Raw genomic sequence first — 26,816 nt, forward strand, 5'->3', positions numbered from 1 at the left:
GGAAAATATCTCTATTGCTTCCATGGGTTCTCAACCCAGGAAAAGGGGCGGCGCGGCGCCGCCCCTTCTGCATCCGGTCAGAAACGCACCCGGGCACCGATATAATAGCGCCGGCCGTAGGGGTCATATTCCTGCGCCGATTCCACCCCGGTGACAGAGGAGGCGAAACCCGACGGAATGAGCGGCGCTTCCCTGTCGAAGATGTTGTCGACGCCCAGCACGAACTCGAACTCGGTCTTGCCGGGAACGGTGTAGCTCAGCTGGGCGTTGTGGTACCAGACGGCGCCCACGTCGTTCAGGCTCTGCAGATAGGCCTGGTCCGGCCCGGCGGGCGCCTCCCAGTCCAGCCGGTCCTGGATGGCGCTCAGATAGTTCACCTGCCAGCTCGCCGAGAAGCCGCCGATGCCATAGGTGAGGCGCGCGTCGGCCTTGTGCTTGAAGCCGGTGCCGAGCCGCCCGCCGGCGTAGAGCTGGCCACGGTTGTTCTCCAGCGGACCGCCCGTGTAGGAGCGCTTCTCCAGCTCCAGCAGATAGGTGTAGAAGAGGTTGAACGCGAGATTGTCGTCCGCTGCCAGCCCGAGCCGCGTCGAATAGTTGAGGTTCACGTCGATCCCGGACGTCTTGATGCTGGCCACGTTCACCAGCCTTGTGTCGATCGTGTAGAGCTTACCGGTCGGGAAGCGCTCGACCGAGCTGCAGTAGAAGGGGTCGCCCAGTTCGATGCAGCGGTCGACGGTTATCTGCGCCGGAAGCGAGCCGATGGCGTCGTCGATCTTGATGTTGAAATAGTCGACCGAAAGGCTGAAGCCCGGCAGGGCAGCGGGAGTGAGAACGCCGCCGGCCGTGAAGGTCTTGGCGGTCTCCTCCTTCAGGTCGGGGTTGCCGCCTTCGCTGACGCCCATCCAGTTGATGTCGAACGAGCTGTAGGTGAAGGTGCCGCCGTTGGCGACGATCTCGTCCACGAGGCCGGGGATGGCGCGGCAGGTGGCGTCCTGCGGCCGGGTGCTGGTCAGCGTCGTGCCTGCGCAGGGGTCGAGGACGGTCGCGCCGCTCGCCCCGCCGGTGACCGAGGCGTAGAGTTCCGCGACGTTCGGCGCCCGGTTGGCGACGGCATAATTGGCCCGCAGGCGAAGCCCGCGCATGGGCGCATATTCCGCCCCCACATTCCAGCTGAACACGCCGCCGACGGTCGAGTAGTCGGAATAGCGCACCGCGCCCGTCAGCCCCAGATAATGGGCGAACGGCCGCTCCGCCAGCAGCGGCACATTGGCCTCGCCGAACAGTTCATAGACTTCGAACTGGCCCGAGAGGTCGTCGCGCTGCGAGCCGGTGCCGTTCCCGGCGTTGGTGTTGTCGTCCCAGTCGGTGACGCTCTTCTCCTTGCGGTATTCGCCCCCGAACGCGACGCCCAGATCGCCGGCCGGAAGCGTCAGCAGGCTGCCGGTGACGTTGGCGTTCAGCACATGCTGGGTGTTCCGGATCTTCGCCCAGCGCGGCACGACGACATAGTCCGCACCTTCGGGGGTGACGGTGCCGAAGCCGAACAGGTTGATCGCCACGCAGCCCTGCGCCCGTGCGGCCGGATCGCGGCAGACGATCTGGCCGTTGGCGTCGACGATCGAGTCCAGCGCCTGGCGGTAACGGATCGCATCGATGTCCTGCGTGCCCGTATAGTCGCTCATATGGCCATAGACGTAGCTCAGCTCATAGGACCATCTGGAGCCGAGGTCGCCGCTGAAGCCGGTCGCCACGCGCCACGTGTCGCGCTCCGCTTCGTTGGAGCGGTTGTAGACCTCGTTCTGGCGGCGGCGATACTGGATGGCGACGATGTCGTTCGCGGGGTCGGCGTCGCTGTTGCGGGTGTCGATGATGGTGCGGATCGGCGCTGGAATATAGGCGTTGGTGATCGGCATTCCCAGCGCTCCGTCCTTGTAGACGAAGCTCCAGTCGAAGGAATAGGCTTCCAGCAGGGCCGAGGATTTCACTTTGGAGAAGGTCGGCTCGAAGAAGAATTCGAGGTTGTCGGCGACGTCATATTTGATGTTGCCGGTGACGAGGTAGCGCTCGACCGGCAGCGAGATGCGCCGGTCCCAGTTGCGGTTGTAGGCGAGGCGCTGCGGGAAGCCGAAGACCAGGCTGTTGTCGGTGTCGAAGGTGAACACCTGCGCGCTGCTGTTGGCGGTGCGCAGGTCGAAACGGCCCTGCGGCGCGTAGGAACTGTAGGCCGGCACGCCGGCGATGGCGAGGGAGCGATCCTCCCGCGAGTTCTTGCGGTCGCGCGAGAGCAGGCCCTCGTCGTTGTCGTAGGTGAAGTTCAGGCTGACATGGCCCCGGTCGTCGGGCCCCCAGCTGGTGCCCCCCGTGAGGCTGAGGAGATAGCGCGGATTGTCGCCGCGCGCCGTCAGGCCATATTCGGCGCGGGCCGAGACCCCTTCGAAATCGTCCTTCAGGATGAAGTTGACGACACCGGCGATGGCGTCCGAGCCATAGACGGCGGACGCGCCGCCGGTCACGATTTCCACCCGCTCCACGAAATCGGTGGGGATGTTGTTGATGTCGACGGCGGACGTGCCCGGGAAACCGGCCACGAAGCGGCGGCCGTTCACCAGCACCAGCGTGCGGCTGGGGCCGAGGTTCCGCAAGTTGACGGAAGCCGCGCCGTTTCCGGTATCGTTGAAGTTGGAGTTGGAGCGCGAGGTGCCGATGCCGATCTGCGGCATCTTGCGCAGGATGTCCTGCATGTTGGCCGACCCGTCCTGGCGGATGGCGGTGGAATCGACGACGGCTATCGGCACCTGCGTGTCGATCTGCAGGCGGGCGATCCGCGAGCCGGTCACGATGATCGCCTCGGGGTCGTCGAGGGGGGCGGCTTCCTGGGCCAGCGCCGCGCCGCCAGCCAGAAGGACGAGCGTGGAGATACCGGCCCGCAGCAGCGCTCGATGCCCGGCGGAAGGGTTGGTCGGATGATCAGACATATGTGTCACTCCCTGTGAAGAGGGCGCGCCGATGGGTGCGGCCCCTTGCCGTTTCGGGGCGTCAGCCCCTCGATCCTGCTCGCATTTCCATCCCGATTGTTCGGGATTTCCCCTTTTTTTCGGTTATCGGCTCTTCTTCAGAAGCCGGCCGTAACGGCCGGCCGTCGTCGCGCCCGCATCGCGGGCCACGCCTCCGTTCACCAGCACCAGGTCGAAGCCTTCGGCCGGCTGAAAAGGATTGAGATAGTCGGAGGCCGCCTTCACCTTCTTCGGATCGAAAAGGATGAGGTCGGCCCGGGCGCCTTCCCGGACGAGGCCGCGGTCGGTGAGGCCCAGCGAAGAGGCTGGAAGCCCGCTCGCCTTGCGCACGGCTTCTTCCAGGGTCAGGCTCTTCTGCCCTTCGACATAATGCTGGATCAGCTTCGCATAGGTTCCGGTGCCGCGCGGATGCTTGATCCCCGGCCCGCCATCGGTCGAGATGGCGGTCAGCGGGCTGACCACCAGCCGGTCCTGCACCTTCTCGTCCATGATGAAATGCGCGCCATGGGCGCCGTCCGGCCCCAGTTCCAGAAGCACTTCCTCGAAGGGCTTGCCTTTTTCCCGCGCGACATCGGCCAGCGTCTTGCCGACATAGGACTCGGACCCGAACAGCAAGGCTTCCGGGCCGCCCCGCTTCAGCATCCGCGCCCGCACATATTCGCGCAGTTCCGCCCCGCGCTCGGCGACGAGCTTCGCATAGTCGACCGGCGGCAGCGCCCATTCCGGGAAGATCAGGCCCAGCCCGCCATAGCCCGCGGTGTAGGGGTAGACGTCCGCCGAAAGGCGCACGCCCTCGGCCTGCTTGCGGGCGATCAGCGCCAGCAGCCGGTCGGCGGCGGCGACATCCTTGCCGAAGACGATTTTCAGGTGGGAAGCCTGTATCCGCGCCTTGTCGCCATAGGAAACCAGCTCTTCCAGCGCGCCTTCGATCAGCCCGTCGTCTTCCGTCCGCATGTGGCTGATGATGATTCCGTCGGCTTCGGCCACGAGCTTCGCGAGCGGCACCAGCTCCCCCGTTTCCGCGTAGCGGCCGGGCACATATTCCAGCCCGGTCGAAAGGCCGAAGCTGCCCGCCTTCAGGTCGCTGGCGAAGGCGGCGTTCAACCGCCCCTGCTGCGCCGGATCGAGGGCGCGGGCGGAATCCGGAATACCGGCCTGCCGCCGCAGCGTGCCATGGCCGGAAAGCGGCACCACATTCACCTGCAGGCCGCGCGTTTCGACCTCGCGCATCCAGTCCGCCATCAGGCCCGGCTTCGCGGTTTCCTGTCCGTCCCAATCGGCGTTGGCGCTGCGGCCGTCCTGGCCCAGCACCACCGTCGTCACGCCCATGGCGAGGAAGGCGCCGAAATCGTCCTTCAGGGCGTTGCCATGGGTGTGGGTGTCGATGAAGCCCGGCGCCAGCACGCGACCGCCGGCCTGCACGGTGCGGGCCGCCTTCACCTTCGCGTCCGGCGCATCGCCGACGAAGACGACCTTGTCGCCCTTCACCAGCACATCGCCGCGAAAGGCGGGCCTGCCGCTGCCGTCGACGATGCTGGCGTCCGCGATGAAAATATCGAAGCGGCCCCCCGCTGCCTTCTCCGCCGCCCTGAAGTCGGCGGCATAAGCGGAAGTCGCCGCCAGCAGGACGGCAAGCAATGCGACAGGGGCCGCCATCGGCGGCTTCAGGGTCTTCAGCATAGGGGGAAAGCCTCCTCGAGGCGGGTGGGGGAAAGGAAATCGTCCGCATAGGCGAAAAGCGCCGGCGTGCCGCCGCTGTGCAGGAACAGCACATCGCCCGAAAGCCGGCCGGCCGCCGCCATGTCCAGCAGCCCGGCCATCGCCTTTGCCGTGTAGACCGGGTCCAGCAGCAGGCCTTCGCTTTCGGCCAGCCTGCGGATCGCGGCATTGGCCGCCGCCGTCGGCAGCGCATAGCCGTCGCCGACATAATCGTCGAGGACGAGGATGTCGCTGTCCGGCACCGGCACGGCCGGCGCGAGCAGCGCCAGCATTTCGTCCAGCACGGCGCGGACTCGCGCGCGCTTGACGCTGGCCGGCTCGCTGACGGAAATGCCGATCACCGGCAGGTCCGAGCCCAGAAGCCGCAGCCCGCCCAGAAGCCCGGCATGGGTGCCGCCGCTTCCGGTCGCCAGCAGGATGGCGGTGGGCCGGATCGCCTGAAGCGCGCACTGCCCCAGTATCTCTTCCGCGCACAGCGCATAGCCGAGCGAGCCGAAGCCGTTCGATGCCCCCAGCGGCACCACATAAGGCCGCTCGCCCGCCGCATGCGCCTGGCGCAGCAGATCGGCGATCTTCGCCTCGGTCGCCGCTTCGGCGTCCGCCGCCAGATGCACTTCCGCGCCGAACAGCTTGTCCAGCAGCAGATTGCCCGAAGCGGCATAGAAATCGGTCAGGCGGTCGATGGGGTCGTGCAGCACCGCCTGGCAGCGCAGCCCCAGCCTTGCGGCGGCGGCGGCCGTCTGCCGCACATGGTTGGAATGGCGGGCGCCGCTGGTGATCAGCAGGCTGGCGCCGTTCTCCAGCGCGTCGCCCAGGGTGAATTCCAGCTTCCGCACCTTGTTTCCGCCCATGCCGAGGCCGGTGCAATCGTCCCGCTTCATCCAGATGCGCACCGCGCCGTCGCCCAGCCGCGTCGGCTCCAGCGGCGTGGGCAGATGCGCAAGCCGCGCGCGGGGGAAGGCAAAAAGGTCGAGTCTGGCCAGGGTCATGAACGCAACACTTTGAAATAGCGTCGGGTTTCGTTCATTGCCCGGCCCGACAGGAGGATGGCGGACAGCATCGTCGGAACGGCCATCAGCGCGAACATGATGTCGACGAAGCCCACGATCACCGCAGTCGTGGAGATGGCCCCGACCACGATGGAGGCGACGTAGAACAGATTGTAGAAATTCTTGCGCCGCGCCCCGAACAGGAAGGCGAAGCATTTCATCCCGAAATAGGAATAGCTGAACAAGGTCGCGACGCCGAAGGTGACGGCGCAGAGCAGCAGCAGGGGCGCCCCGAAGGCGGGATAGGCCTGCGAAAAGGCCTGTGCCGTCATCAGCACGCCGTTCAGCCCCTCGGCCTTCCACGCGTCGGTCACCAATATGGCGAGCGCCGTCAGCGTGCAGACCAGCAGCGTGTCGATCGCCGGCGACAGCATGGCGACCAGCCCCTCGTGCACCGGCTCCGAGGTCTTCGCGGCGCTGTAGGCGAGCGCCGCCGTGCCGATCCCGGCCTCGTTCGAGAAGGAGGCGCGGCGCACGCCGAGCACGATCAGCCCGCCCAGCGCGCCGCCGAACAGCGCCTCGCCCTTGTAATAGTTTGCCGCGAAGGCGTCGGTGAAGATGAGGGCGAGGTTCCGGGGAACCGCGTCGGCGTTCAGGATCAGGATTCCCGCCACCGCCAGGAAATAGAGCAGCACCATCGAAGGCACGAGCGCCGACGCCACATGGCTGATCCGCTGCAGCCCGCCGAAGATGACGAGCGCCGTCAAGGCCCCGAGCGCCAGCCCGATCGCCAGCGTCGTGCCGCCGCCGATGGCCACACCCAGCGGCTGCAGCCCCAGCGTCTCGATCGCCTGCGCCAGCTGGTTGGCGTTGAAGATCGGCAGGCAGCCGAACATGGCCGCCACGCAGAAAAGCGCCGCCAGCGGCCACCATTTGCGGCCCAGCCCCTCGGTGATCACATACATGGGGCCGCCCTGCACTTCGCCCAGCGAATCCCGGCCGCGATACATCACCGCCAGCGTGCAGGTGACATAGTTGGTGGCCATGCCCACGATCGCCGCCACCCACATCCAGAAGATGGTGCCCGGTCCGCCCATCGCCATCGCCACCGCGACTCCGGAAATGCTGCCGAGGCCGACGGTCGCCGCCAGCGAGACGGAAAGCGCCTGATAGTGGGAGATCTGCCCCGGATCGCCTTCCTTGTCGTGCCGGCCCGCCAGGATCTGCAGCGAGAGGTTCAGGTGCCGGAAGGGCAGGAAGCGGGTGAGGATCAGGAAGAACAGCCCCCCGCCCGTCAGCAGGGCGACCAGCGGCAGGTCCCATACCCATTCGGAAAAGGCGACGATCGCCTCGGCCAGGGTCATGCGCGAACGCTCCGCATCGGCTTCACTTGCCCAGCAGCGGGAAGAAGCGCCGGAACAGCGCCGTGCGGGTGCGGGCGAAAGCGGTGTCGGCCCGCGCCACTTCCGAGTTGCGCGTGTTCACCACGAACACCGTGGCGCTGCGGCTTTCGGGCTGGATATAGACGAAGCTGGAGAAGCCCATCTGCCCGCCGGTGTGCCCGGCGAAGCGCAGCGTCCGGCCGCCGCCCACATCCTCGTCGATGATGAAGGTGGAAAGCCCCATCCATTGCTTCGTCACCGTCGGGTCCGGCGCTGAAAGCAGCGGCTGGCGCATTTCCTCCACCGTCTTGCGGCTGAGGACGGAGGCGTAATTGCCATTGTCGTTCACGCCCAGCAGGAAATGGGCGAACTTCAGCAGATCGGATATCGGGCCGTTGAGGCCGCCATTGCCGTTGGTGGCGCCGGTTTCGACTTCGGCACCATTGTCCTTCAGCGCGCCGTTCGCCAGATAATAGTTGTTCGAGCGATATCTGCCCAGATGATAAGGGGTCGTGTCGAAATAGCTGCGGCTCATCCCCAGCGGCATCAGGATGTTCTTGGTGATATAGACTTCGATATCGTCGCCGGTCACTTCCTCGACGATCCGCCCCAGGGCCGAGGTGCCGGGGTTGGAGTAGCTGAACTTCGAGCCCGGCTCGAACTCGATCTGCGTGTAGGGCATCATCGCCGCCACCTGCGACCATTTCGCCGGCTCGTGCGGCGCCCAGTCGTTGTCGCCGCGCCAGGGGAAGGTGGAGCCGCGCAGGCCCGAGCTGTGGGTGATCAGATGCCGGAGCGTGATGTCCGACATATTGCCATAAGGGTTATGGACCTGCTTGAACTCGGGCAGATAGTCGATCACCCGGTCGTCGAGCGAAAGCAGTCCGCGGTCGCGCAATTGCAGCACCGCGACCGCGGTGAACATCTTGGTGATCGAGGCCCAATGGTAGATGGTGTCCGCGTCGACCGCGCGGCCGGAAGCCTTGTCCGCCAGCCCGAAATAGGCGGCTTTCAGCGGTTTTCCGTCCTGCGTCACCGCCATGCCCGAGCCGACCGCGCCCTGCGCCTTCAGGTCCGCCTCATATTGGCTGACGATCTCGCTCCAGGCCCGGTTCAGGCTGCGGCTGTCGGCCGCCTGCGCCGGCGCGGCGGCGAGCAGGCAGATGGCGGCGACGGTTCCGATGAAGCGCGTCAACGCAGATTCTCCTTGAAGAAGCGGGTCCAGTTGGCGCCCATGATCCTGTCGGCTTCCCGCGGCTTGAAACCGCCGTCGAGCAGCGCCTGGTGGATTCGCGCCAGCCGCTCGATGCTGTTGAATTCGGGGATCACCGCATGGGTGGGCGTCGGGCCGAAGCCCGGAATGCCGCGGGCGCGATTGCCTTCCCACCACGGGCCGTAGCTCGGAACGGTGTCGCGGGCGTTGTCGAAGGGGTGGCCGTCCGCCGACAGGCCTTCCATCGGATAGTCGTTGGCGACCCCCACATTGTCGAGCCCGGCCACATTCACGGCGTGGCGGATGTGCGCGACATAATGGGCCGGAAGCGGCACCGGGTCGTCGGTCAGCCAGAAGCTCATCACGAAGACGCCGAAGATGCCGCCGCTGTCCGCCACGGCCTTGATCATGCGGTCTGTGGCGCCGCGCGGATGGTTGAGCAGCGCCCGGCAGGCGCCATGCGACAGGATGACCGGAGCCTTGGAAAGCGCGACCGTTTCCAGCGCCGTCGGCTCGGACGCGTGCGACACATCCGGGACGAGGCCGATGCGGTTCATCTCCCGCACGCCGTCCGCCCCCAGGGCGGAGAGGCCGACGCCCGTCTTCTCATCGGTGTAGGCGGTGGCGTGGGCGTTGCTCTCGTTATGCGTCAGCTGGAGGATTCGCAGGCCCTTGTCGCGGAAATACTGCATCCGCGAGAGATCGTCGGCGATCGGCTCGCAGCCCTGGAACTGGAACACCGCGGCGATTCGGCCGGGGTTGCCGATGTCCCCGGGCGAAAGCGCGAGGTCGACATCCTTGAATTCGGTGCGGATGCGCGCCGCCGCTTCGGTGATGCTCCGGTCGCAGAGCTCGAACTTGCGATGGTAGAATTTATAGCCCCTGGCATCGACGTCCATTTCCCCCTTCGAAACATCGGCGATGAAGAGGTCGACGCCGGAGCGGCGGACATCCTCCGGTTTTTCCGGAAGGAAACTCATTCCGTCGGCATAGGGGCCGGTTTTCTTCGGGGCGGACGGGGCGGCGCCTGCCGCGAAGGCGGTGGAAGCGGCACCTGCGGCGAAGGCGGCGGATGCGGCCAGCCCTCCGAGGAAGGCCCTGCGCGCGAGAGGATGCGGATTGGTCAACGACGCCCCCATGTCCTTTTGATGATGTCCTTTTGATGATTTTTCTAATTAGGCACATTTTTCCGATTATGACAATTCTCATTCAAGAGAGAAAATTTTCACATCGGAAAAAGGAAATCTGTTGCGCGGTCTGCGGTTTGCGCGCGCGTGTCGGGAATGATATGCCCGGATGGCTTTCCGATCAGATAAAGCGTCTGTCAGGAAGGGGAGGAAAGCGCATTTCAGGAAAAATCGTGCGAGCACAGGAAAAACTATCGCGGGCACCGGCCGATTCGAGGGCCTCGTCGGCTTCGCTGGGCGCCGTCGTCCGCCGGCTGAGGGGAGAGAATGGCTGGACGCTCGCGGAAATGAGCGAGCGCGTGGGCATTCCCGTGTCCACCCTGTCGAAGATCGAGCGGGACAAGCTCTCGCTCAACTACGACAAGCTGCAGCAGCTGGCGCACAGCCTGGGCCTGCCGCTGTCCAGCCTGTTCGCCGGCCCCGCCACGCCGCTGGTGCCGTCGACCGGCATGGCGCGGCGCAGCGTCGGCCCCTTCAGCCAGACGCTGGAGCTTTCGACCGAGGTTTACGACTATCGCTATCTCTGCACGGAACTGCTGCACAAGCGCATGATCCCCATGGTCATGCACCTGCGCGCCAAGAGCCTGGAGGAGTTCGGCGAATTGCACCGCCACAGTGGCGAGGAATTCATCTTCGTGCTGGAAGGCGCGGTGGAAGTGCATACGGAATTCTACGACCCCGTGGTGCTGCAGGCGGGCGAGTATCTCTATATCGACAGCAGCATGGCGCATGCCTATGTCGTCGCCGGCGGCTTCGAGGAAGCCCGGTTTCTGGGCATATGCTCCAGCCAGGAAGAGGATCTGCTGGAAGAGCTTCTGGGGCAATCCTCATAGCATGAGGGGCGAACCGGCGGCCATCGCCGCATCCGCGATGCGCCTGCCCCGATGCGCGGGATTCGCCCGCCGGGCCTGACCCGAAACCGCCAGTCCGGCCTTCAGCGCCTCACGAAGAATTCCACGGGAACGGAAAGTTCCAGCGGATCGGGCTTGTCGTCGGGAATGGCCGGAAGCGGCTGGGCCCTGCGCAGCGTCTCGAGGGCGGCGCGGTCGAGGGCCGCGGACCCGGAGGAGCGGGCAATCGCCGCCGAGAGCAGCCTTCCCTGCCGGTCCATGCGGAAGGTGACATGGGCGACGCCCTGCTCCCGTCGGGCGCGGGCGGCGGCGGGATAGCGGCGATATTTCTCCAGATGCGCGAGCAGCAGCGCCTCCCATGTCGCTTCGGCGTTGCTGGAGGCGTGATTTGCCGGTGGCGCCGGCAGCGACCGGGGGGCCGTCGTTTCCGGCACCGGATCCGCAGCCTTCGCCTGTTCCACAGGCGGCTCGGCCGTCGAGGCGGTGGGCGAGGGCTGCGGAACGAGAATCTCCGGCGGTTCGGGTCGATCTTCCCGCTTCTCGGGCTTTTGCGCCTTCTGCTCCAGCTGCTGCGGGCCTTCGGGCACCTCCTGCGCCGGTTCGGGCGGGGCGGTGAAGGAAAGCAGATTCACCACCATCGGCGCGGGCGGCGGGAAGGCAGGCCGCACCACGCGCCAGGTGAAGAGCGCGGCCAAGGCGAGCAGCAGGAACAGGCCCGCCGTGCCGCACACGCCCAGCGCCCGGGTGCGCCAGTCGAGCGAACTGTCGCTGTAGCGGGGCACGGGGGCCTCCATCGGCTTGCCCTCTGCCGTCAGGGGGTGAAGGGGGCCTGCAAGCATCAGAAGCGGTAGTTCAAGCCGATCTTGATGGCATGGATTTCCAGCCTGTTCGAAGCCCGGCGGCCGTTGGCGAGGCTGGAGGTGCCCGGGTGGTTCGTCGTCTCGTAAATCGGGATCTCATATGGTTCGCACAAACTGGGCGCGATCTCGCAGAACGGGTGATCGGGCAGAAGCGGGGGCGGCATCTGCTCGTAACCGACTATCGCCCGCGTCTGCCAGTCGGTGCCCGTGCCCGACCTTGCGTCCCGGAACATGAAATCCTTCCGCCCGAAATTGCTGTAGGCATATTCCGCCTTGATCGAGAAGCGCTCGTTCACGGCATATTCGCTGCCGGCGCCCAGCGTGTAGCCGAGCCGCGTCGCCGACACCGTCTCCACCCGATAGGGCCGGGTGGCGAGATAGCCGTTGGCATATCCGTCGTTCTCGTAGCGATACTGGTCGCGCACGAGCTTCTCGTTGGTGAAGGCCGCCCCGCCCGTGGCGTAGAGCAGCCAGTGCCGGCCGACGGCGACGCCGGCGCGGGCGCGCAGCGTCGCCATCCAGTCGAGATAATGGTTGTTCTGGGCCTGCACGCCGGCGAAATCGTTGCGGTCCTGCAGCCAGGCTTCCTCCATCATCGAAGTCTGCAAGGCGCGGGAGCGGATCTTGCTGACGTCCGCTTCGAAGCCGACGACGAAGCCGCCGGCGAACTGCCGGTTGTAACCGGCCTGCAAGCCGATCACCGGCGTATCGAAAGCCACGTCGGCGGATTCCGTCGCGGCGATCAGCTCCGCCGTCGGCGTTCCCGGGACCAGAACGCCGCTGGTCCCCCGGAAGCGGCCGTGGCCGTAGCCGGCGTGGAAGCCCGCATAGGCGCCGGTCCAGTCGTCCCGCCCGCTGCCGCTGAAGATCGGCTCCGGGGCGCCGCCTTCCCGGCCGCCGCTGCCGAAGGTGCCGGTGAGGCTGGCATGGAAGGTGCGGCCTGGCCCGGGCTGGGTGACGAGGCCGAGCGGATCGACATAGAAGATGTCGAACAGATTCTCCGTTCGGACGGAGGCGGTTATCCTGTCGGAAATGCGGTATTCGGCGAACACATCGACCAGCGTGTGCGGTTTCCACCGGATCGGCGCAATGAACTGCATCAGGCCCTGGCCCGTGACATCGCCATGGCCTATCGCGCGCGGGCCGGCATGGTTCGCCCGGCCGCCCAGCGTCAGCCGTTCGCCCAACAGCTTCTGCGACAGCGTCAGGCTGACGGTATATTCCGGCTGCACATGGTTGGTGGCATAGTCGCTGTAGAGCGACTTCGACTCGCAACTGTCCTTCGTCCGGCAATATTCGACGTTGAGGAAATAGTTGGCGGAGATATCCGCCGCGAAGCCGCCGATGCCATAGTGGCTGGAAAGCTCCAGCCCGGCGAAGCGGGCGCGATGGATGTTGATGGTCTCCAGAATGCGTCCGGGGTTGTAGGGAATCCCGGTCACCCAGGAGATATAGTCCTTCACGTCCCAGTTGAAGTAGCCGAGCTTCAGGAGCGCGGTGTCCCCGTCGCCGACCAGGCCTTCCGAGGTGAGGTTGGCGCCGATCTCCCAGTTCCGGGAACGCTCGGGGATCAGGTCTTCCTGGCCGAAGGCGCTGTTGAAGGCATTGGCCGATTCGAACACGCTGGGCGCCCGCAGCATGCTGGAATAGCTCAGATAGAATTGCACGCCCTCGACCGGGGCGGCAGTGATCCCCGCAGACGGGCTGAAGCCGCCCGCATTCTTCCGCAGGCCGACGGGCCGGAAATTGGCCTGGCTTTCCTCATAGGGATCGTAGCGGTCCTTCGACCAATAGTGCGAATAGCGCAGGCCCGCGTTCAGCGTCAGCCAGTCGAGATTATCGGGCGTGTAGCTTCCCTTGGCGAAGCCGGCGGCTTCGTGGCGGATGGCGTCGCGCGGGACGTTCCAGGCCTCCAGCGGCCCGGTGAAGCGGCTGCCCCGCGTATCCTCGGCGCGGTAGGAAAGGCCGTAGCTCAATTCCAGCCGGCCGTTGCCGACGGTGAGCTTCGACAGGTTGGCGACATCCAGCCCCCACATGTCGGTGTCGGACCCGACGCGGAAATCTTCCGGCAGGCCATATTGCTCCGGCTTGCGGTTGCGCCCGCCGCGGATGGGGTTGCGCAGCTCGAGATAGCTCCAATAGGCATTGGCCGTCAGGTCGAAGAGATCGTTGTCGGAGGGCTTCCAGCGATAGCGTGCGGTGATGGTGTCGAGGCGGGTTCCGGCTGTCTGCGCGGCCTGCGTCGCCCGGCCGCCGCTGCCCGACAGGCGCGACGCCAATATGTCGCCGCCTTCGCTGCGGAAGCCGGTGTAGCCCAGGCGGAAGCTGTGCGCCTCGTCGAACTGGGCCGTCGCCTTCACCAGCCACGACCGGGTTTCGAGCTCGGTGTTCAGCACCTCCTCGCCCGGGCGGTAGTTGGTGTAACCGTCGTTCACATATCGCCCGTTCGTCCCGACGACCGGATCCGCCCAGACGCGGTCGCCGCCCTTGCTTCCGGCATGGTAGTTGCCCCGCTTGCGCCAGGCATAGCCGGCGACGATCTCGAGGCTGTCGAGCCTCGCCGCGCCGACGAAGCTGAACGATCCGTCGGTCGGCTTCAGGAAGGACGGGCGATCGAGCCCGGTCGCGGATTCGGTGAGGGTGGCGGTTCCCAGCCCATAGCCGGCCATGTCCCCCGTATGGGGTTTGGAGGTGTTGCCGGTGACGCTGCCCCGCGCCCGGACGGCCCATGTCTCGCCGGGCTTCAGGATGTCCGAGCCGTCCAGCGTGCGCATGGAAACGGTGCCGGCGCTGCCCCAGGCGGACATGTCGGCGCCCTTGGTGATGTCGACCCCGCCGATGAAATCGGGGTCGACGAAGGTGCGGTTGGAAACGCCCTGGTAGCCCTGATAGACGGTGACGGCGTTCTCGGCGCCGTCGACGGTGGTGACGACCCGGCCGAAGCCCTGCATGCCCCGGATGTTGACGTCGATCGAACTGCCGGAGTTGCGCGCCTCGCCGGACATGACGCCGGCCGTGCCGCGGAAGATGTCGGCCGGGCTGGAGCCCCGGAACCGCTCGATTGTCTGGGCCGAGATATGGGCGGTGGGGGCGGGCGTGAAGAAGGGCGTCTCCGCCGTCCAGCCCTCGCCGCCGCTCCCCGCGCTGCCCGCGCCGGACGTTCCCTCCACCCTCAGCGTGCCGAGTTGGACGGCGCCGCTCGACGCCTCTGGCGCGCGTTCGAGCGTGACGGCGGTCGGCGAGACGAAGCGGTAGGTGAGGCCGGTTCCGGCCAGCAGCTGGCCGATGGCCTCCACCGCCGGCATCGAGCCGGAAACGCCGCGCGAGCTGACGCCCGCCGTGAGATCGGAAGGATAGGAAAGCTGCAGGCCCGACTGCTGCATGAAGCGCTGAAGCGCGGTCGCGAGCGGCTGCGCCGGGATGTCGAACGGCCTCGCCTCGGTCTGGCTCGATTGCGCCAAGGCGGCTGCCGGCGCCAGCGAAAGGCCGCTGGCGCTGCCTAGAAGCACCAGGCGAAGGGCGCTGCGCGCAAGAACATCGGAGAATGGCACCATCTTCATCTCTGTCCTCTGACCATCTGGCGCCCAGCGGATGAGCGCAATTTATTGCCGTTGCGTCGCATTTGCATCAACGGGCATGGACAGGACTGCCGAGGGGCCGATTTTGGCCAACCCCCTTGCGAGATTTTTTAGCGCATGCCTGTGTCGCCGTGGCGGACGATGGCTATTCCCCCCGGCAGCCAGACGATCTTCAGCCCCTGTTCGGCGGCAAGATCGCGCAACGCGGCGTCGGCGTCGCCGATGCGAAGCGCGCCGCTGACGGGCCTGCGCGCGGAAAGGTCGCCCCATATCCAGGTCGGCCCGCTGCGGTAACGGCCGATCTGCCGGATCACCTCCGGCAGTTCCCGGCGGTCGATCATCAGTTCCCCGCGACGCCAGGCCGCCACGCTGTTCGGCTCCAGGGCGCTGGTCCTGGCCAGGGTTCCCGACGAATCATAAGCTGCGCTTTCCCCTTCGCGCAGCAGAACAGAACGATCGCCGCCGCTTTCCGACTCGACGCTGACAGCCCCCTCGGTGACGGCGACATCGACACGGCCGCCGCCATGGCGCACCTCGAAGCTGGTGCCGATATCCTCGACGGTGCCGCGCAGGGCCTGCACCCGGAACGGCCGCGCCTCGCCATGGCGCACGGTGAAAAAGGCATTGCCGCGCAGCAGCCTGATCCTGCGTTCCCGCGCGCCGAAATCGACACGGATCGCCGATCCGGCATCGAGCCAGGCGGTCGAGCCGTCGGGCAGGCTGTATTCGGACACATTGGCCGCGGTGCGGTGGTCCGCTTCCAGCCGCAGCATGGCCTCGGGCGCCACCAGCAGCGCCAGAAACGCCGCCGCCAGCGCCGAGGCTGCAACGGCCATGCGCCGCGACCTTGCGACAACGAACGGCCGCAGCCGCCGGCGCGGCCCCGCGGAGGCTGGCGGAGGCGCGAACAGTTCCGGATGCTCGCCGAGTTGCAGCCAGAGCGAGCGCCGCTGCTCAAAGGCCTCGGCATGCGCCTCGTTCGCCGCGATCCACGCCTTGAATCGGTCGATTTCCGCGCCATCCATTTCCCCGGATGCGAGGCGCAGAACCCAGTCCCGCGCCTCGCCCGAAATGCCGGCGCGCCCGCCTTCAGGATCGCTTGGAGGCTGTTTCATCCCGTTTCCCATGCCGACACAGGCCAAAGCTGCATTTCCGTTCCTAGACTGTTGGGCGTGGATTATGGCCAACCCCCCGGCGCGCAGAATCACGGTTGACGCTCCAGCGCGGCTGTCACGGCGTCGAAAGCGCGGCGCAGATGCTTCTCCACGGTCGGACGGGAAACGCCGACATGCGCCGCGATCTCCCGCTGCGCCATGCCGTCCACCCGGCTCAGCAGGAATATTCTTCGGGTGGTGGCGGGCAGAGCGGCTATCGCCGTCTCCACCCGCATCAATTCGTCGCGGGCCAAAAGGATTCGTTCGCCGGATATCTGCTCCACCCCTTCGTGCAGCAGCGCCGTCGCTTCCGCATGCACGTCCCGCCGGCGCTTGTCCGCCTGCACATGGTCGACGGCGACATTGTGCGCCAGCCGCCGCAGATAGGCCCTGGGATTGTCGATCGGCGGATCATCCCGCACCGCCTGGATTCTGAGCCAGATCTTCTGCACCACATCCTCGGCGCCTTCGCTGCCCACGAGCCTGCGAATCCGCCTGATGAGGGATGTGCGCTCTGCGAGAAGCAGGCGCGACAAGGCGATGGAATTGGTAGGCATGACCGTAGGAGCGGCCAGTCGTTAGCCTGATTGCAAATGACTCGCAACAACTCCAATGGAGAAATCCGGGCGGCTGTTACAGGCCGCATTGGCCGCCGAAAGTGCCGCGCCGCCCCCGCGCGGCACTTTCGCGGCTTCACTCTCTGCAGATGGCACCCCGTTCGAGATGCTCGATACGGCAACGGGCCGAAGTCATCTCACTTCGAATTCCCGCCGGGCGTCGTGGCCAGCTCTTTTCGGGGCAGCAGCCGGTCGGCAAGGATCACGCCGACTTCGGCTGCCCATTTGCCCCATGCATCCTTCAACGCCTGGAATCGGGCCGGCTGCTCGGCGGCCAGGTCGCGGGTTTCGCCGGGGTCCTGCGCCAGGTTGAACAGCCGCCACTTGCCGTCGCCGATGTCGGTGATCTTCCAGTCGCCCTGCCGCAGCTTGCGGGAACCGAACAGTTCGCCGCCGATCACCTCTTCCGGGCCGCGCACGGCCTCGGCCTTGCCGGTGAGCACGGCTTTCCAGCTCTTGCCGCTGATCGGCTTCACCGCGTGCCCGGCCACCTCGCGCTTTTCCGTCACCCCCGCGAGATCGAGGATGGTGGGCGCGACATCGGTGACATGGGCGTTCCAGCGGGCGACGCCGCCCCCCTTCGTGAAGCCGGGCGCCTTCAGGATCAGCGGCGAACGGGTGCCGCCTTCGGTCTGGAAGGCCTTGTAGAGCCAGCTCGGCGAGGTGGCCGCCTGCGCCCAGCCGGGGCCATAGCTTTCATAGCTGCTGGCCGCGCCGAGATTGGCAAGGCTGTTGTCCACCTTCGCCAGCCGGTCGGAAAGCGGCCCCAGCTTCAGGTCGGAGACGTTCAGGCCCTCGGCGCCATTGTCGGAGAAGAAGAGGATAACGGTGTTGTCGTAGCGGCCCTGCCGCTTCAGCTCGGCGACAACCCGGCCGACATTGCCGTCGAGATTGTGCACCATCGCCGCATAGATTTCCATCAGCCGGGCCTGTTTCGCCTGTTCCTCGGGCGAAAGCTCGGCCCATTTCTGTCCCTGGATTTCGTGCGGGACCGTGGCGGGGGAAAGCAGGCCCAGTTGCTTCTGGCGGGCCAGGCGCTCGCTGCGCAGCGCTTCGTAACCGGCCTCGTAGCGCCCCTTGAAGCGGGCGATATCCTCGGGGCGGGCCTGCAACGGCCAATGCGGGGCCGTGAAGGTGAGGACGGCGAAGAGCGGCTTACTCCTGGGCACCTTGCCCAACTGGCCGATGAGCTTGTCGGCAAAGGTGTCGGACGAGAAGAAGTTGGCGGGAAGACTGTCCACCGTCCTGCCGTTTTCGCGGTAGGAGGCGTTGAAGACGTTGATGTCCTGCGAGGCGCCGAGGCCGAAATGATTATGTCCGCCCTGCAGGAGGGCGAAGCTCTGCTGGAAGCCGCGCGCATGCGGATCCTGCTCGGGCGTCAGGCCGAGGTGCCATTTGCCAGATAGCAGCGTGGCATATCCCGCTTCGCCCAGGCGTTCGGCGATGGTGGCGACGTCGCGGCGGAGATAGCCTTCATGGCCCGGCTTTCCCTGCTGGTTGGGGGCGATGAGCTCGGCCATGGTGCCGAGCCCGGCTTCGTGGTGGTCGAGCCCGGTGAGGAAGCTGGCGCGCGTGGGCGAGCAGGTGGCATTGACGTGATAATCGGTGAAGCGCTCGCCTTCCGATGCCAGCCGGTCGAGATTGGGGGTGGGGATTTCGCCGCCGAAGGCGCCGATGTCGGTATAGCCCAGGTCGTCGGCGATGATCACCAGGAAATCGGGGCGCGCTTTCGGCGCGGGCGCGGGCTGCCCGGCAAAGGCCGGCACGGCGGCAAAGCCCAGGGTGAAGCCGACGGTGGCGGCAATGGCGAACTTCCGCATGAGATGCTCCGATGGAAGGGGAAAACGCCCCCGGCGCCGGCGCCGGGGGGCAGGCTGTGCCCGGGCGGGGCTGACTATTCTGCGGCCACCGCGAACTCTGGTTGCGCCGGCTTCAAGACGCGGCTGGTGCGGCCGTCGATGGAGACGGCGGGCGTGCCGTTCAGCGTTGCGCGGCGCAGATGGCGGGGCTGCAGGCCGAAATCGGCGATGGCCCGGTGCTGGGTGGCGCGATTGTCCCAGATGGCGACATCGCCAGCCCGCCAGCGCCAGCGGACGGTGTTCTCGGGCCTCGTCACATGGTTCTGGAACAGGGTGAGCAGCGCCGCTGAATCGACGGCGGAAAGGCCGACGAAGCGCTTGACGAAATGGCCGAGCAGCAGCGCCCGCTCGCCGGTGAGCGGGTGGACATGCACCACCGGATGCTCGGTTTCATACACGGTGGAGGCGAACACCGCCTTGTGCTGGGCAAGCCTTGCCGGATCGACGCTGGAGAGCACGGCGGCATAGTCATAGTCGTTGCTGTGCACCGCCCACAGCGTGTCCGCGAGCTGTTTCAACGCGTCGGGGAGTTCTTGATAGGCGGCGGCGCTGTTCGCCCAGAGCGTGTCGCCTCCAGCCTCGGGGATTTCGATGCCGCGCAGGATGGAGGCCGAAGGGAAGGCATCCACGAAGGTGACATCGGTATGCCAGGAGGAAGCCGCATGGCCATCGCGGGATTCCAGGCCGAGCAGGGTGCGCGAACCGTTGGCCACCGGCACCGTGGGATGGGCGACCGGATCGCCGAAAGCCGCCGCGAAGGCTTCGTGGCTGTCGTCCGTCAGATGCTGGTCGCGGAAGAACAGCACCTTGTGCCGGGTGAGGGCCTTCCACAGCGGCTGGACAAGGTCGTCGGCTTCGGCATCCGCCAGATTGAGGCCGCGCACTTCGGCGCCGATTCGGCCGCCTACGGGGACGATTTCCAGCGGCGAGCTGGGGTCGGCGGCGTTCAGATAGCGTTGATCGGTCATGGTCAGGCTCCGTGGTTGACGGGGATGGAATCTCTGCGCGCGAGCGTCGCGGCGATTTCGGCATGCTCGCGCTCTCCCAAGGGAAAACGAAAGATCAGGAGGGCGGAGAGGGCGTGGGCGATGGCCGGGCCAAGGGCGAAGACGGCGGCGAGGCCGGCAAGCGCCGCGGGGTCGTTGGCGACCTTCGGGTCGAAGCCCAGCCAGGCGATCAGCGGGAAGGCTATCCCGATCGCGGCGGCGGTCGCGGCCTTGTTGGCGAGGCTGAAGACCGAGAAATAAAGGCCCGTCACCTGCTGGCCGGTTTCGAGGCGCTTGGCGTCGGCGACATCGGCCACGATCGCGCGCAGCATGAGATTGCCCGAGCCCTGCGTGAGCCCCTGCGCGATGGTGAGCGCGAGCAGCAGGCCGAAGCTGTTGGCCGTCACCGCGAGCAGCCCGAGGTTGATGACGACCTGGGCGACCTCGCCGGCGACCGCCGTGCGGTGCTTGCCGTAGCGGCGCCCGATCTTCAGCCAGATCGGGCCGGCGGCGATGCCGAAGGCGAATTGCAGCAGATAGAGCCCGGCGCCCCATTCGGGCCGGCCCATCACGAAGGTGACGTAGAAGACGATCAGCGAGGCGCGGATGCCCTGCCCCAGCGACACGGCGAAATCCGAGGCGAGCACGCGGAGCAGCAGCCGATCCGAAGCCACGGCGCGCAGCGTCTCCCGAAGGCCCGCGCGCGGGCCTTCGGGGCCGGGCCGGGGTTCGGGGAAGGAGCGCAGCGCCAGGGGCACCGAGATGGCGAGGCTCAGCAGCACGAAACTGCCCATGGCGGTGAGCTTCAGCGCATTGTCGCCGGGGCGGACCTGGTCGAGGAAGGTCGGGATCAGCAGCGAGGCGAAGAGCGCCGCGGCGACCGAGACGTGCAGGAAGGTCTGCACGCGGGTGCGCTCGTGATATTCGCCCGAAATCTCGCCGGTCCAGGCGGCGAACGGAATCTGGATCATCGTCCAGCCGAGGTAGAAGGCGAAGAGGGCGAGGCCGAGCGACAGCGCCGTGACCTCGCCCTGCGGGAAGAACAGCAGGAAGGTGAAGAAGCCGAAAACCGGCGCGCCGGCGGCGATCCACGGCTTGCGGCGGCCGAAACGGCTGCGGGTGCGGTCGGAAAGGGCGCCGATCAGCGGATCGGTCACGGCATCCCAGATGCGGCAGACGAGGAAGAGAAAGCCCAGCGTAGCCAATGACACGCCATATTGCTGGGCGTAGATGGCGGGCAGCAGCACCCCCAGCGGCAGCCCCGCCGTCGCCATCGGCCATGCGAGCGAGGAGAGGGCCGCCAGCCTTCCGGCCGGGAGCTGCGAAGAAGGCTTTTCGGCATATCCGGGCAGGAAGGGAATAGTGGCCATCGTCAGAACCTCGAGCGCAGGGTGACGCCCCAGGTCCGCGGTTCACCGAGGATGGCGGTGACCACGCCGTAGGCGTTGGGGGAGAGTGTCTGGAAATGATCCTTGCCGAGCAGGTTGCGGGCGAAGACCGAGATATCGAGGATGCCGTCTTCGCTGCGGATGCCGATCCGCCCGCCGAGCAGGCCATAGCCGTCGACCAGGGAATAGCGGCTGTTGGAGACGTTGGTGTAATAGCTGGAACGGTAGTTCCAGTCGGCGCTGCCGTAGAATTCGGAAAGGCGCCCGCCGATGGAGCCGACCGGCTGGCTGCCGTCGGCGCCGAGCGTCCAGCTCCACTTCGGCACGCCCGAAAGTGGCTCCCCGGACAGGTCCGTGATGGGGTTCAGGTTCAGCGTTTCCGCCGGAGACGGGGCGTTCGGATAATCGATGTAGCGCGCGTCGGTGTAGGCGACCGAGCCGGAGAAGCGGATGCGCTCCGTCACCGCCCAGCTCGCGTCGGCTTCGAACCCCTTCGACCGCACATGCGGGATGTTCGCGATATACTGGCGGAAGCTTGGAGCGGCGTTCACATCCGAGCTTGGAACCTGCTCGGTGATCGTTGTCTGGAAGTCATGCACCTCGGTGAGATAGGCCGCGAGGTTCAGCGTCACGCGGCGATCGAGGAACTGGGACTTCAGGCCGATTTCGAAATTGTCGACGGTTTCCGGCTTCACGTCCGGCTCGATTCCGGCCGGAAGCACCGAGAGGTTCAGGCCGCCGGACTTCTCGCCGCGCTGGTAGGAGGCATAGACGATGACGTCGCCGCCAAGCTGATAGGCGGCATTCACGAGGCCGGAAACGCTCGTGTCGCTGAAGCTGGATTCGACGCTGGCGACCGGGTTGAAGCTGTTGCGGATGCCCTGCGCGGCAGCGGCCAGCGCCGGCGGCAGCAGGCCAAGGTCGGCGCCCGTCGCGTGCCACTGGGAATAGGTGCCGCTCTTCTTCTCGTGCGTGAGGCGCAGCCCGCCTGTCAGCTTCAGCCGCTCCGTCAGCGACCAGTTGATCTGGCCGAAACCGGCGTAGCTCCAGGTGCGGGGGTCGGAGTAGCTTTCGGCGACGAAGCCGCTGATGGCCGGGACGGAAACGGCGCCGGGAACGGCGGGCAGGAACCAGTTCGGCGCGGCGCTGCCGTAGCCGGTGGTGCCATAGCCCCGGATCACCTGCCGGAAATAATAGAGGCCGATCTGCCAGTCGATGGCGCGTTCGCCGTTGGAACCCAAGCGCAATTCCTGGCTGAACTGTCGCTGGCGGTTCACCTGCTGGGCCAGGGTGAGCACGGGAAGGCCGATCTGGTCTCCATCGTTGGCGGGATTCCAGTCCCACCAGCGGGCCGCCGTGATCGAGGTCAGCGTTGCACCGCCCAGATCCCAGTCGACCTGGCCGGAAACGCCATAGCCGTCCATGTCGGCGCGAAAGCGGCCATCGGCATCGACCTGGCGTTCGAATGGGGAGAAAGGCAGCGGAGTGTAGCCGGCACGGGCAATGCGTTGGGCGAAATTGTTGGCGATGGCCGCGCCATTGTCATAACTGTCGAATTGCTGGACCAGCACGTTGATGCAGCATTCGGTGCGCGATTGCGAAAGGTCACCGATGATCCGGATCTCGAGAGCGTCCGCCGGGCGCAACAGCAGTTGGCCGCGCAGCGAGAGATTGTCCTGGTCGAACACGTCCCGATCGGTGCGGACGTTGTGGATCGTTCCATCCCGCTTGCTCCAGGCCGCGCTCAGGCGCAGCGCGGCCACATCCCCGATCAGCGGGCCGGAAGCGGAGAAGCGCCACTCCTTACGGCCGTAATTGCCCAATGTGATTTCCGCCCGGCCTTCCGGCTCGAAGCTGGGCGCGCGGGTGGTGATGTTGATGGCGCCCGCCGTCGTGTTCTTGCCATAGAGCGTGCCCTGCGGGCCGCGCAGCACCTCCACCTGCTGCAGATCGACCAGATCGAACTGCGACTGGCCGATGCGGCCATAATAGACGCCGTCGATGAATATGCCGACGCCCTGTTCGAAACCGTCGCTGGCCAGCGCCACGTTGGAGCCCAGCCCGCGGATATTCACATTGGTGTTGCGCGGGTTGAACGAGAAGAGCTGCAGCGCGGGAACCAGTTGCGAAATCTGCCCCAGGTTGACGGCGCCGGTTTGCGACAGCGTCTCCGCCGAGACGACGCTGAAGGCGACCGGCACATCCTGCGCGCGCTCTTCGCGGCGGCGGGCGGTGACGAGGATATCCCCCGAACTGTCGGCGAATTCGCCTGCATCGGCCGGGTAATCGGCAGCGGCAAGCTCAATGGAACCCGGCTGCTGCGCGCTCGCGATGGAGGACGTCGCAAGCAACGCTGTCGTAAAGGCAAGCGGAAGCGTTCGCGTAAATGCCACGCGGTATAGACCTTTCAAAGGAATAGTGCATCGCTCCGCCGACTCGCGAAATTGCGCAAGTCAGGCGTTCAGAGCGAAGATAGCAGCAAATAGGGTTTTGGGGCGTCAGCTACAGTCAAGAATCATCATGTTCATCCTTGGATAGGGGGAACACGAGACCTGACGTTGTCGCCTGGGACTACGTGTGCATCAGCCATTGGTGTCGCGGGGCATTTCTGCCTTCAAGGTCCGCGGAGCCTGAGGGTAAAGGACGGCTCGTTCCTGTTTCCTGACTGTATCGATAGAAGTTTGGTGCGCGAGAAAGAAAAACTGTTTATAGGGCAAGCGCGCTTCGTCGTGCCATGGAGCCGCCGGGATTATCGGGCTTCGGTCGCTGATTGTGCCTCGCTCCGGCAAGCTGGTCCCGAAGCCTCCAAACCTTCAAGGGTCCGCTGGATGCAGGAACGGCCCGGTATCTTCTATCCTGCAGATATGGCGCCTGCGGGCGCTGGAAGCAGCCAGCGGCGGTGTCGAGGCATTGTCACCGTGCCTGAACGCGAGGGCGCACGGAAGCTCGCGCAAGAATAAGCCCTCGAAAAGCCGGACATGAGCGGCAGGGGCAAACAGATACGCCAGTTGCCAGGATTTGGTGCCGCTCGGTTACAGACCGCCCTCGTCATTAAGACGAAAAACCTTGTCACGCGGCTTCGCCTTTCGACAAGCGGCATCTGTCGGCAACATGGAGTTGGCGCGCCCGGCAGGACTCGAACCTGCGACATTCCGCTTAGAAGGCGGATGCTCTATCCAGCTGAGCTACAGGCGCGACCATGCCGCCTTAGCGCAGATGCGCCGGGCTTACCTAAAGTTTTCGGCGTAGCTCTGCAGGATCAGCCGCTTCGGCGTGGTCGGCACCACTTCGGCTTCCAGGCCATGGCGCTGGGCGTAGGCCCTGGCGGCGTCCAGCGAGGGGAAAGACAGCACCACCTGCGTGTCGGTGTCGCCGCTGCCCGCCCAGCCCATTAGCGGGTCCGGGCGCTTGCCCTCGGACGGCTCGGCCTCCAGGATCCAGAGGTTGCTGCGCGCCTTTCCGGACTGGGTGGCGCGGGTGCCCTGCTGATAGATTCGTGCCTTGCGCATGAGGATGCCCTAGGCCCTTCGCGGGGGGAAAATCAACCGTCCGAATGGCCGCGCCGCGCATCGGCCGCCTTCGTCCGCACGGTGGCCGCCGCCTGCGCCGGATCGTCGGGCCAGGGGTGCCTGGGGTAGCGGCCCTTCATGTCGCGCTGCACATCCTTCCAGGCCCCCTTCCAGAAGCCCGACAGGTCGCGCGTCTTCGCCACCGGCCGCCCCGCCGGCGAGGTCAGCGCCAGCGTCAGCGGCACCCGGCCGTTCGCCAGCATCGGGTGCGCGCCGAGGCCGAACACCGCCTGCACCCGCACCTCCACTTCCGGCCCGCCGTCCGCCGCATAGTCGATCGCATGGCTGGTGCCGGCCGGACTCTGGAACCGCGCGGGCGCGAAACGCTCCAGCGACTGGCCTGCCGGCCAGTCGATCAGGGCCGAAAGCGCCCCTTCCAGCTTCGCGTCGGACAGGCGGGAAACGCCTTGCAGGCGCGGCAGCAGCCAGAGATCGGCGCTTTCCAGCAGGGCTTCCTCCGAGCTGTCCGGAAGCCCCTCGCAGCCATTGGCCGACGCGAAACGCAGGCGGGCGAGCAACGCCAGCTCGGCTTCCGGCCAATCAAGCGCGGCCAGGCCCTTCGCCACCACTTCCGCCTTCAACGCCGCCGCCATGGCTTCCGGGGTCGCGGCCGCCCGGCGGCGGGCGACCTCGATGGCGCCAAGCCTTTCCACGCGCAGCAGGGCGAGGCGGCCGCTGGCCGGATCGGGGGCGAGGCTTTCGGAAAAGGCCGTCCGCCCCTCCAGCCACGCCGGCAGCGCGTCTTGCGGGATCGCCGCCGCCAGCCGAACGCGCGAGGAAGCGCCCGCGCCGCCCGCGTCGGCGATCGCCAGCCATTCGGATTTCGCCAGCGGGTCGGAAGCGTCCAGCGCCACCCCCCGGCCGTTCGCCATCAGATAGTCCGCCGTCTGATCCGAAGCGCCGGGCGCGCGCCGGCGGCGGGCCACGCGATCGGGAAAGGCGGTGGCCAGCAGCAGCGCCACCGGCAGGGGCGCGGCGCCTGCCTCCGCCTGCAAGCGGCTGGCGGCAGCGGCCCAGCGCTCGGCCAGCCGGCGGGACTGGCCGGCGCGGGGGGAACGTTCGGTTGCGAAACGGCGCAGCCGCTCCTCCATGTCCGCCGAGGGGCCGCCAAGGCCGCGTTCCTCCAGCAGCAGGGCGAGGGTGGCGGCTTCCTCCGCCTGCCCGCGCGCCGCGCCTTCCAGCAGCAGATGCGCGATGCGCGGGGAAACCGGCAGCGCGCCCATCCGCCTGCCATGCGGGGTCAGGCCACCCGCTTCATCGAGGGCTCCCAGCGCCTGCAGGTCCGCGCGGGCGGCGGCCACGGCCGAGGCCGGCGGCGGATCGAGCCATTCCAGATCGCCCGGATCGCGCACGCCCCAGGCCGCCAGCCGCAGCAGCAGCTGCGCCAGATCGGCTTCCAATATCTCCGGCGGATCGAAGGGGATGAGGCCGCGCGTCTCGCCCTCCGCCCACAAGCGGATCGCCACGCCCGGCGCCTGCCGCCCGGCGCGCCCAGCGCGCTGGGTGGCGGCGGCCTGCGACACCCGTTCCGTCACCAGCCGGGTGAGGCCGGAGGCGCGGTCGTAGCGCGGGCGGCGGGCGAGGCCGGAATCCAGCACCACCGTCACCCCGTCGATGGTGAGCGAGGTTTCGGCGATGCTGGTCGCCAGCACCACCCTGCGCCCGCCCGGCTTCAGCGCCGCGCGCTGCGCCGCCGGATCGGCCTGCCCGTGCAGCTTGTGCAGCGCCACGCCGTCGGGCAGTTGCAGCCGCTCCGCCGTGCGCTCGATCTCCGCGACGCCGGGCAGGAAGGCGAGCAGGCTCCCCTCCGCTTGCCCCAGCGCCGCGCGAATGGCCGAGGCCATGCGATCCTCGATCCGCGCTTCCGAACGGCCGAGGTGGCGGATTTCGACCGGAAAGCTGCGGCCGTCCGATTGCAGCACGGGCGCATCGCCCATCAGCTTCGCGAAGCGGCCGCCATCCAGCGTCGCCGACATGGCGAGGATGCGAAGATCGGGGCGAAGCTGCTGCGCGTCGAGCGCCAGCGCCAGCCCCAGATCGCCTTCCAGATTGCGCTCATGCACTTCGTCGAACAGCAGCGCGCCAATACCCTCCAGCCCGGGGTCGGCGATCAGCCGGTTCACGAACAGCCCCTCGGTCAGGCATTCGATCCGGCTTCCGGGCTTCGATTCCAGCCGCGTGCGATAGCCCACCCGTTCGCCGGGCGCTTCGCCCAGCAGGCCGGCGATCCGCTCGGCGGCGGCGCGGGCCGCAAGCCGGCGCGGCAGCATCACGAAAATCCTGCCGCCCCGCAGCCATGGCGCACCAAGCAAAGAGGGCGCGACCAGCGTCGTCTTGCCGGCGCCGGGAGGCGCCACCAGCACCGCATTGGACGTGTGGGCCAGACTTTGGTGCAGGGTGGGCAGAACCTCGGTGACGGGCAGGCCCGTCGCCATCAGGTCGGGCATGGG

Annotated in this window: 17 protein-coding genes and 1 tRNA gene; 1 reads left to right on the plus strand and 17 read right to left on the minus strand. The window is 66.9% G+C overall.

Going from position 1 to position 26,816, the window contains the following annotated elements:
• Nucleotides 1-77: 77 nt before the first annotated feature.
• The 6 genes from L6Q21_RS04580 to L6Q21_RS04605 form a co-directional block, all read right to left on the minus strand.
• Nucleotides 78-2,975 (minus strand): TonB-dependent receptor plug domain-containing protein, encoded by a 2,898-nt coding sequence (locus L6Q21_RS04580; protein ID WP_237829427.1) that lies wholly within the window; start codon nt 2,973-2,975, stop codon nt 78-80.
• A 123-nt stretch (nt 2,976-3,098) separates the two neighbouring features.
• Entirely contained in the window at nt 3,099-4,694 is a 1,596-nt protein-coding gene (locus tag L6Q21_RS04585) for an N-acyl-D-amino-acid deacylase family protein (RefSeq protein WP_237829429.1), read from the minus strand.
• Nucleotides 4,688-5,722 (minus strand): D-cysteine desulfhydrase family protein, encoded by a 1,035-nt coding sequence (locus L6Q21_RS04590; protein WP_237829431.1) that lies wholly within the window; start codon nt 5,720-5,722, stop codon nt 4,688-4,690. The genes L6Q21_RS04585 and L6Q21_RS04590 overlap by 7 nt, the downstream gene beginning before the upstream one ends.
• Nucleotides 5,719-7,086, minus strand: a complete 1,368-nt coding sequence (locus tag L6Q21_RS04595) for an alanine/glycine:cation symporter family protein (protein ID WP_237829432.1) — start codon at nt 7,084-7,086, stop codon at nt 5,719-5,721. The genes L6Q21_RS04590 and L6Q21_RS04595 overlap by 4 nt, the downstream gene beginning before the upstream one ends.
• A 22-nt stretch (nt 7,087-7,108) precedes the next feature.
• Nucleotides 7,109-8,299, minus strand: a complete 1,191-nt coding sequence (locus L6Q21_RS04600; protein ID WP_237829434.1) for a serine hydrolase domain-containing protein — start codon at nt 8,297-8,299, stop codon at nt 7,109-7,111.
• Nucleotides 8,296-9,444: a dipeptidase gene (locus tag L6Q21_RS04605; RefSeq protein WP_237829435.1), complete on the minus strand. Its 1,149-nt coding sequence runs from the start codon at nt 9,442-9,444 to the stop codon at nt 8,296-8,298. The genes L6Q21_RS04600 and L6Q21_RS04605 overlap by 4 nt, the downstream gene beginning before the upstream one ends.
• 233 nt (nt 9,445-9,677) lie before the next feature.
• Here L6Q21_RS04605 and L6Q21_RS04610 point away from each other — a divergent pair, with 233 nt between their 5' ends.
• Entirely contained in the window at nt 9,678-10,337 is a 660-nt protein-coding gene (locus tag L6Q21_RS04610; RefSeq protein ID WP_237829436.1) for a helix-turn-helix domain-containing protein, read from the plus strand.
• Between the two features lie 101 nt (nt 10,338-10,438).
• Here L6Q21_RS04610 and L6Q21_RS04615 read toward each other — a convergent pair whose 3' ends face one another.
• The 11 genes from L6Q21_RS04615 to hrpB all read right to left on the minus strand — a co-directional run bounded on the left by L6Q21_RS04615 (nt 10,439) and on the right by hrpB (nt 26,813).
• Nucleotides 10,439-11,194: an energy transducer TonB family protein gene (locus L6Q21_RS04615; RefSeq protein WP_237829437.1), complete on the minus strand. Its 756-nt coding sequence runs from the start codon at nt 11,192-11,194 to the stop codon at nt 10,439-10,441.
• Entirely contained in the window at nt 11,194-14,724 is a 3,531-nt protein-coding gene (locus tag L6Q21_RS04620; RefSeq protein WP_237829438.1) for a TonB-dependent receptor domain-containing protein, read from the minus strand. The genes L6Q21_RS04615 and L6Q21_RS04620 overlap by 1 nt, the downstream gene beginning before the upstream one ends.
• A gap of 179 nt (nt 14,725-14,903) precedes the next feature.
• Nucleotides 14,904-15,908: a FecR family protein gene (locus tag L6Q21_RS04625; protein ID WP_237829439.1), complete on the minus strand. Its 1,005-nt coding sequence runs from the start codon at nt 15,906-15,908 to the stop codon at nt 14,904-14,906.
• 89 nt (nt 15,909-15,997) lie between these two features.
• Nucleotides 15,998-16,504 (minus strand): RNA polymerase sigma factor, encoded by a 507-nt coding sequence (locus L6Q21_RS04630; RefSeq protein WP_237829441.1) that lies wholly within the window; start codon nt 16,502-16,504, stop codon nt 15,998-16,000.
• Nucleotides 16,505-16,701: 197 nt separating this feature from the next.
• Entirely contained in the window at nt 16,702-18,384 is a 1,683-nt protein-coding gene (locus L6Q21_RS04635; RefSeq protein WP_237829443.1) for an arylsulfatase, read from the minus strand.
• A 74-nt stretch (nt 18,385-18,458) separates the two neighbouring features.
• Nucleotides 18,459-19,397 (minus strand): TauD/TfdA dioxygenase family protein, encoded by a 939-nt coding sequence (locus tag L6Q21_RS04640; protein ID WP_237829522.1) that lies wholly within the window; start codon nt 19,395-19,397, stop codon nt 18,459-18,461.
• The gene (locus tag L6Q21_RS04645; RefSeq protein WP_237829444.1) at nt 19,394-20,779 is read right to left on the minus strand and encodes an MFS transporter; all 1,386 of its coding nucleotides are present in this window, start codon (nt 20,777-20,779) and stop codon (nt 19,394-19,396) included. The genes L6Q21_RS04640 and L6Q21_RS04645 overlap by 4 nt, the downstream gene beginning before the upstream one ends.
• Before the next feature lie 2 nt (nt 20,780-20,781).
• The gene (locus L6Q21_RS04650) at nt 20,782-23,148 is read right to left on the minus strand and encodes a TonB-dependent receptor (protein WP_237829445.1); all 2,367 of its coding nucleotides are present in this window, start codon (nt 23,146-23,148) and stop codon (nt 20,782-20,784) included.
• Nucleotides 23,149-23,915: 767 nt separating this feature from the next.
• Nucleotides 23,916-23,992, minus strand: a tRNA-Arg gene (locus tag L6Q21_RS04655).
• Nucleotides 23,993-24,024: 32 nt separating this feature from the next.
• Complete coding sequence (locus L6Q21_RS04660) at nt 24,025-24,306, minus strand: ETC complex I subunit (RefSeq protein WP_237829446.1); 282 nt, start codon at nt 24,304-24,306, stop codon at nt 24,025-24,027.
• A gap of 32 nt (nt 24,307-24,338) precedes the next feature.
• Nucleotides 24,339-26,813, minus strand: a complete 2,475-nt coding sequence (hrpB, locus tag L6Q21_RS04665) for an ATP-dependent helicase HrpB (RefSeq protein ID WP_237829447.1) — start codon at nt 26,811-26,813, stop codon at nt 24,339-24,341.
• Between the last annotated feature and the right edge of the window lie 3 nt (nt 26,814-26,816).

The organism is Sandaracinobacteroides sayramensis (assembly GCF_022014495.1).
GTDB classification, from domain to species: domain Bacteria; phylum Pseudomonadota; class Alphaproteobacteria; order Sphingomonadales; family Sphingomonadaceae; genus Sandaracinobacteroides; species Sandaracinobacteroides sayramense.

Coding starts and splice junctions, on each gene's coding strand:
- L6Q21_RS04580 (WP_237829427.1), bottom strand. CDS start 2,975: ATGTCTGATCATCCGACCAACCCTTCCGCCGGGCATCGAGCGCTGCTG.
- L6Q21_RS04585 (WP_237829429.1), bottom strand. CDS start 4,694: ATGCTGAAGACCCTGAAGCCGCCGATGGCGGCCCCTGTCGCATTGCTT.
- L6Q21_RS04590 (WP_237829431.1), bottom strand. CDS start 5,722: ATGACCCTGGCCAGACTCGACCTTTTTGCCTTCCCCCGCGCGCGGCTT.
- L6Q21_RS04595 (WP_237829432.1), bottom strand. CDS start 7,086: ATGACCCTGGCCGAGGCGATCGTCGCCTTTTCCGAATGGGTATGGGAC.
- L6Q21_RS04615 (WP_237829437.1), bottom strand. CDS start 11,194: ATGCTTGCAGGCCCCCTTCACCCCCTGACGGCAGAGGGCAAGCCGATG.
- L6Q21_RS04625 (WP_237829439.1), bottom strand. CDS start 15,908: ATGAAACAGCCTCCAAGCGATCCTGAAGGCGGGCGCGCCGGCATTTCG.
- L6Q21_RS04630 (WP_237829441.1), bottom strand. CDS start 16,504: ATGCCTACCAATTCCATCGCCTTGTCGCGCCTGCTTCTCGCAGAGCGC.
- L6Q21_RS04635 (WP_237829443.1), bottom strand. CDS start 18,384: ATGCGGAAGTTCGCCATTGCCGCCACCGTCGGCTTCACCCTGGGCTTT.
- L6Q21_RS04645 (WP_237829444.1), bottom strand. CDS start 20,779: ATGGCCACTATTCCCTTCCTGCCCGGATATGCCGAAAAGCCTTCTTCG.
- L6Q21_RS04660 (WP_237829446.1), bottom strand. CDS start 24,306: ATGCGCAAGGCACGAATCTATCAGCAGGGCACCCGCGCCACCCAGTCC.
- hrpB (WP_237829447.1), bottom strand. CDS start 26,813: ATGCCCGACCTGATGGCGACGGGCCTGCCCGTCACCGAGGTTCTGCCC.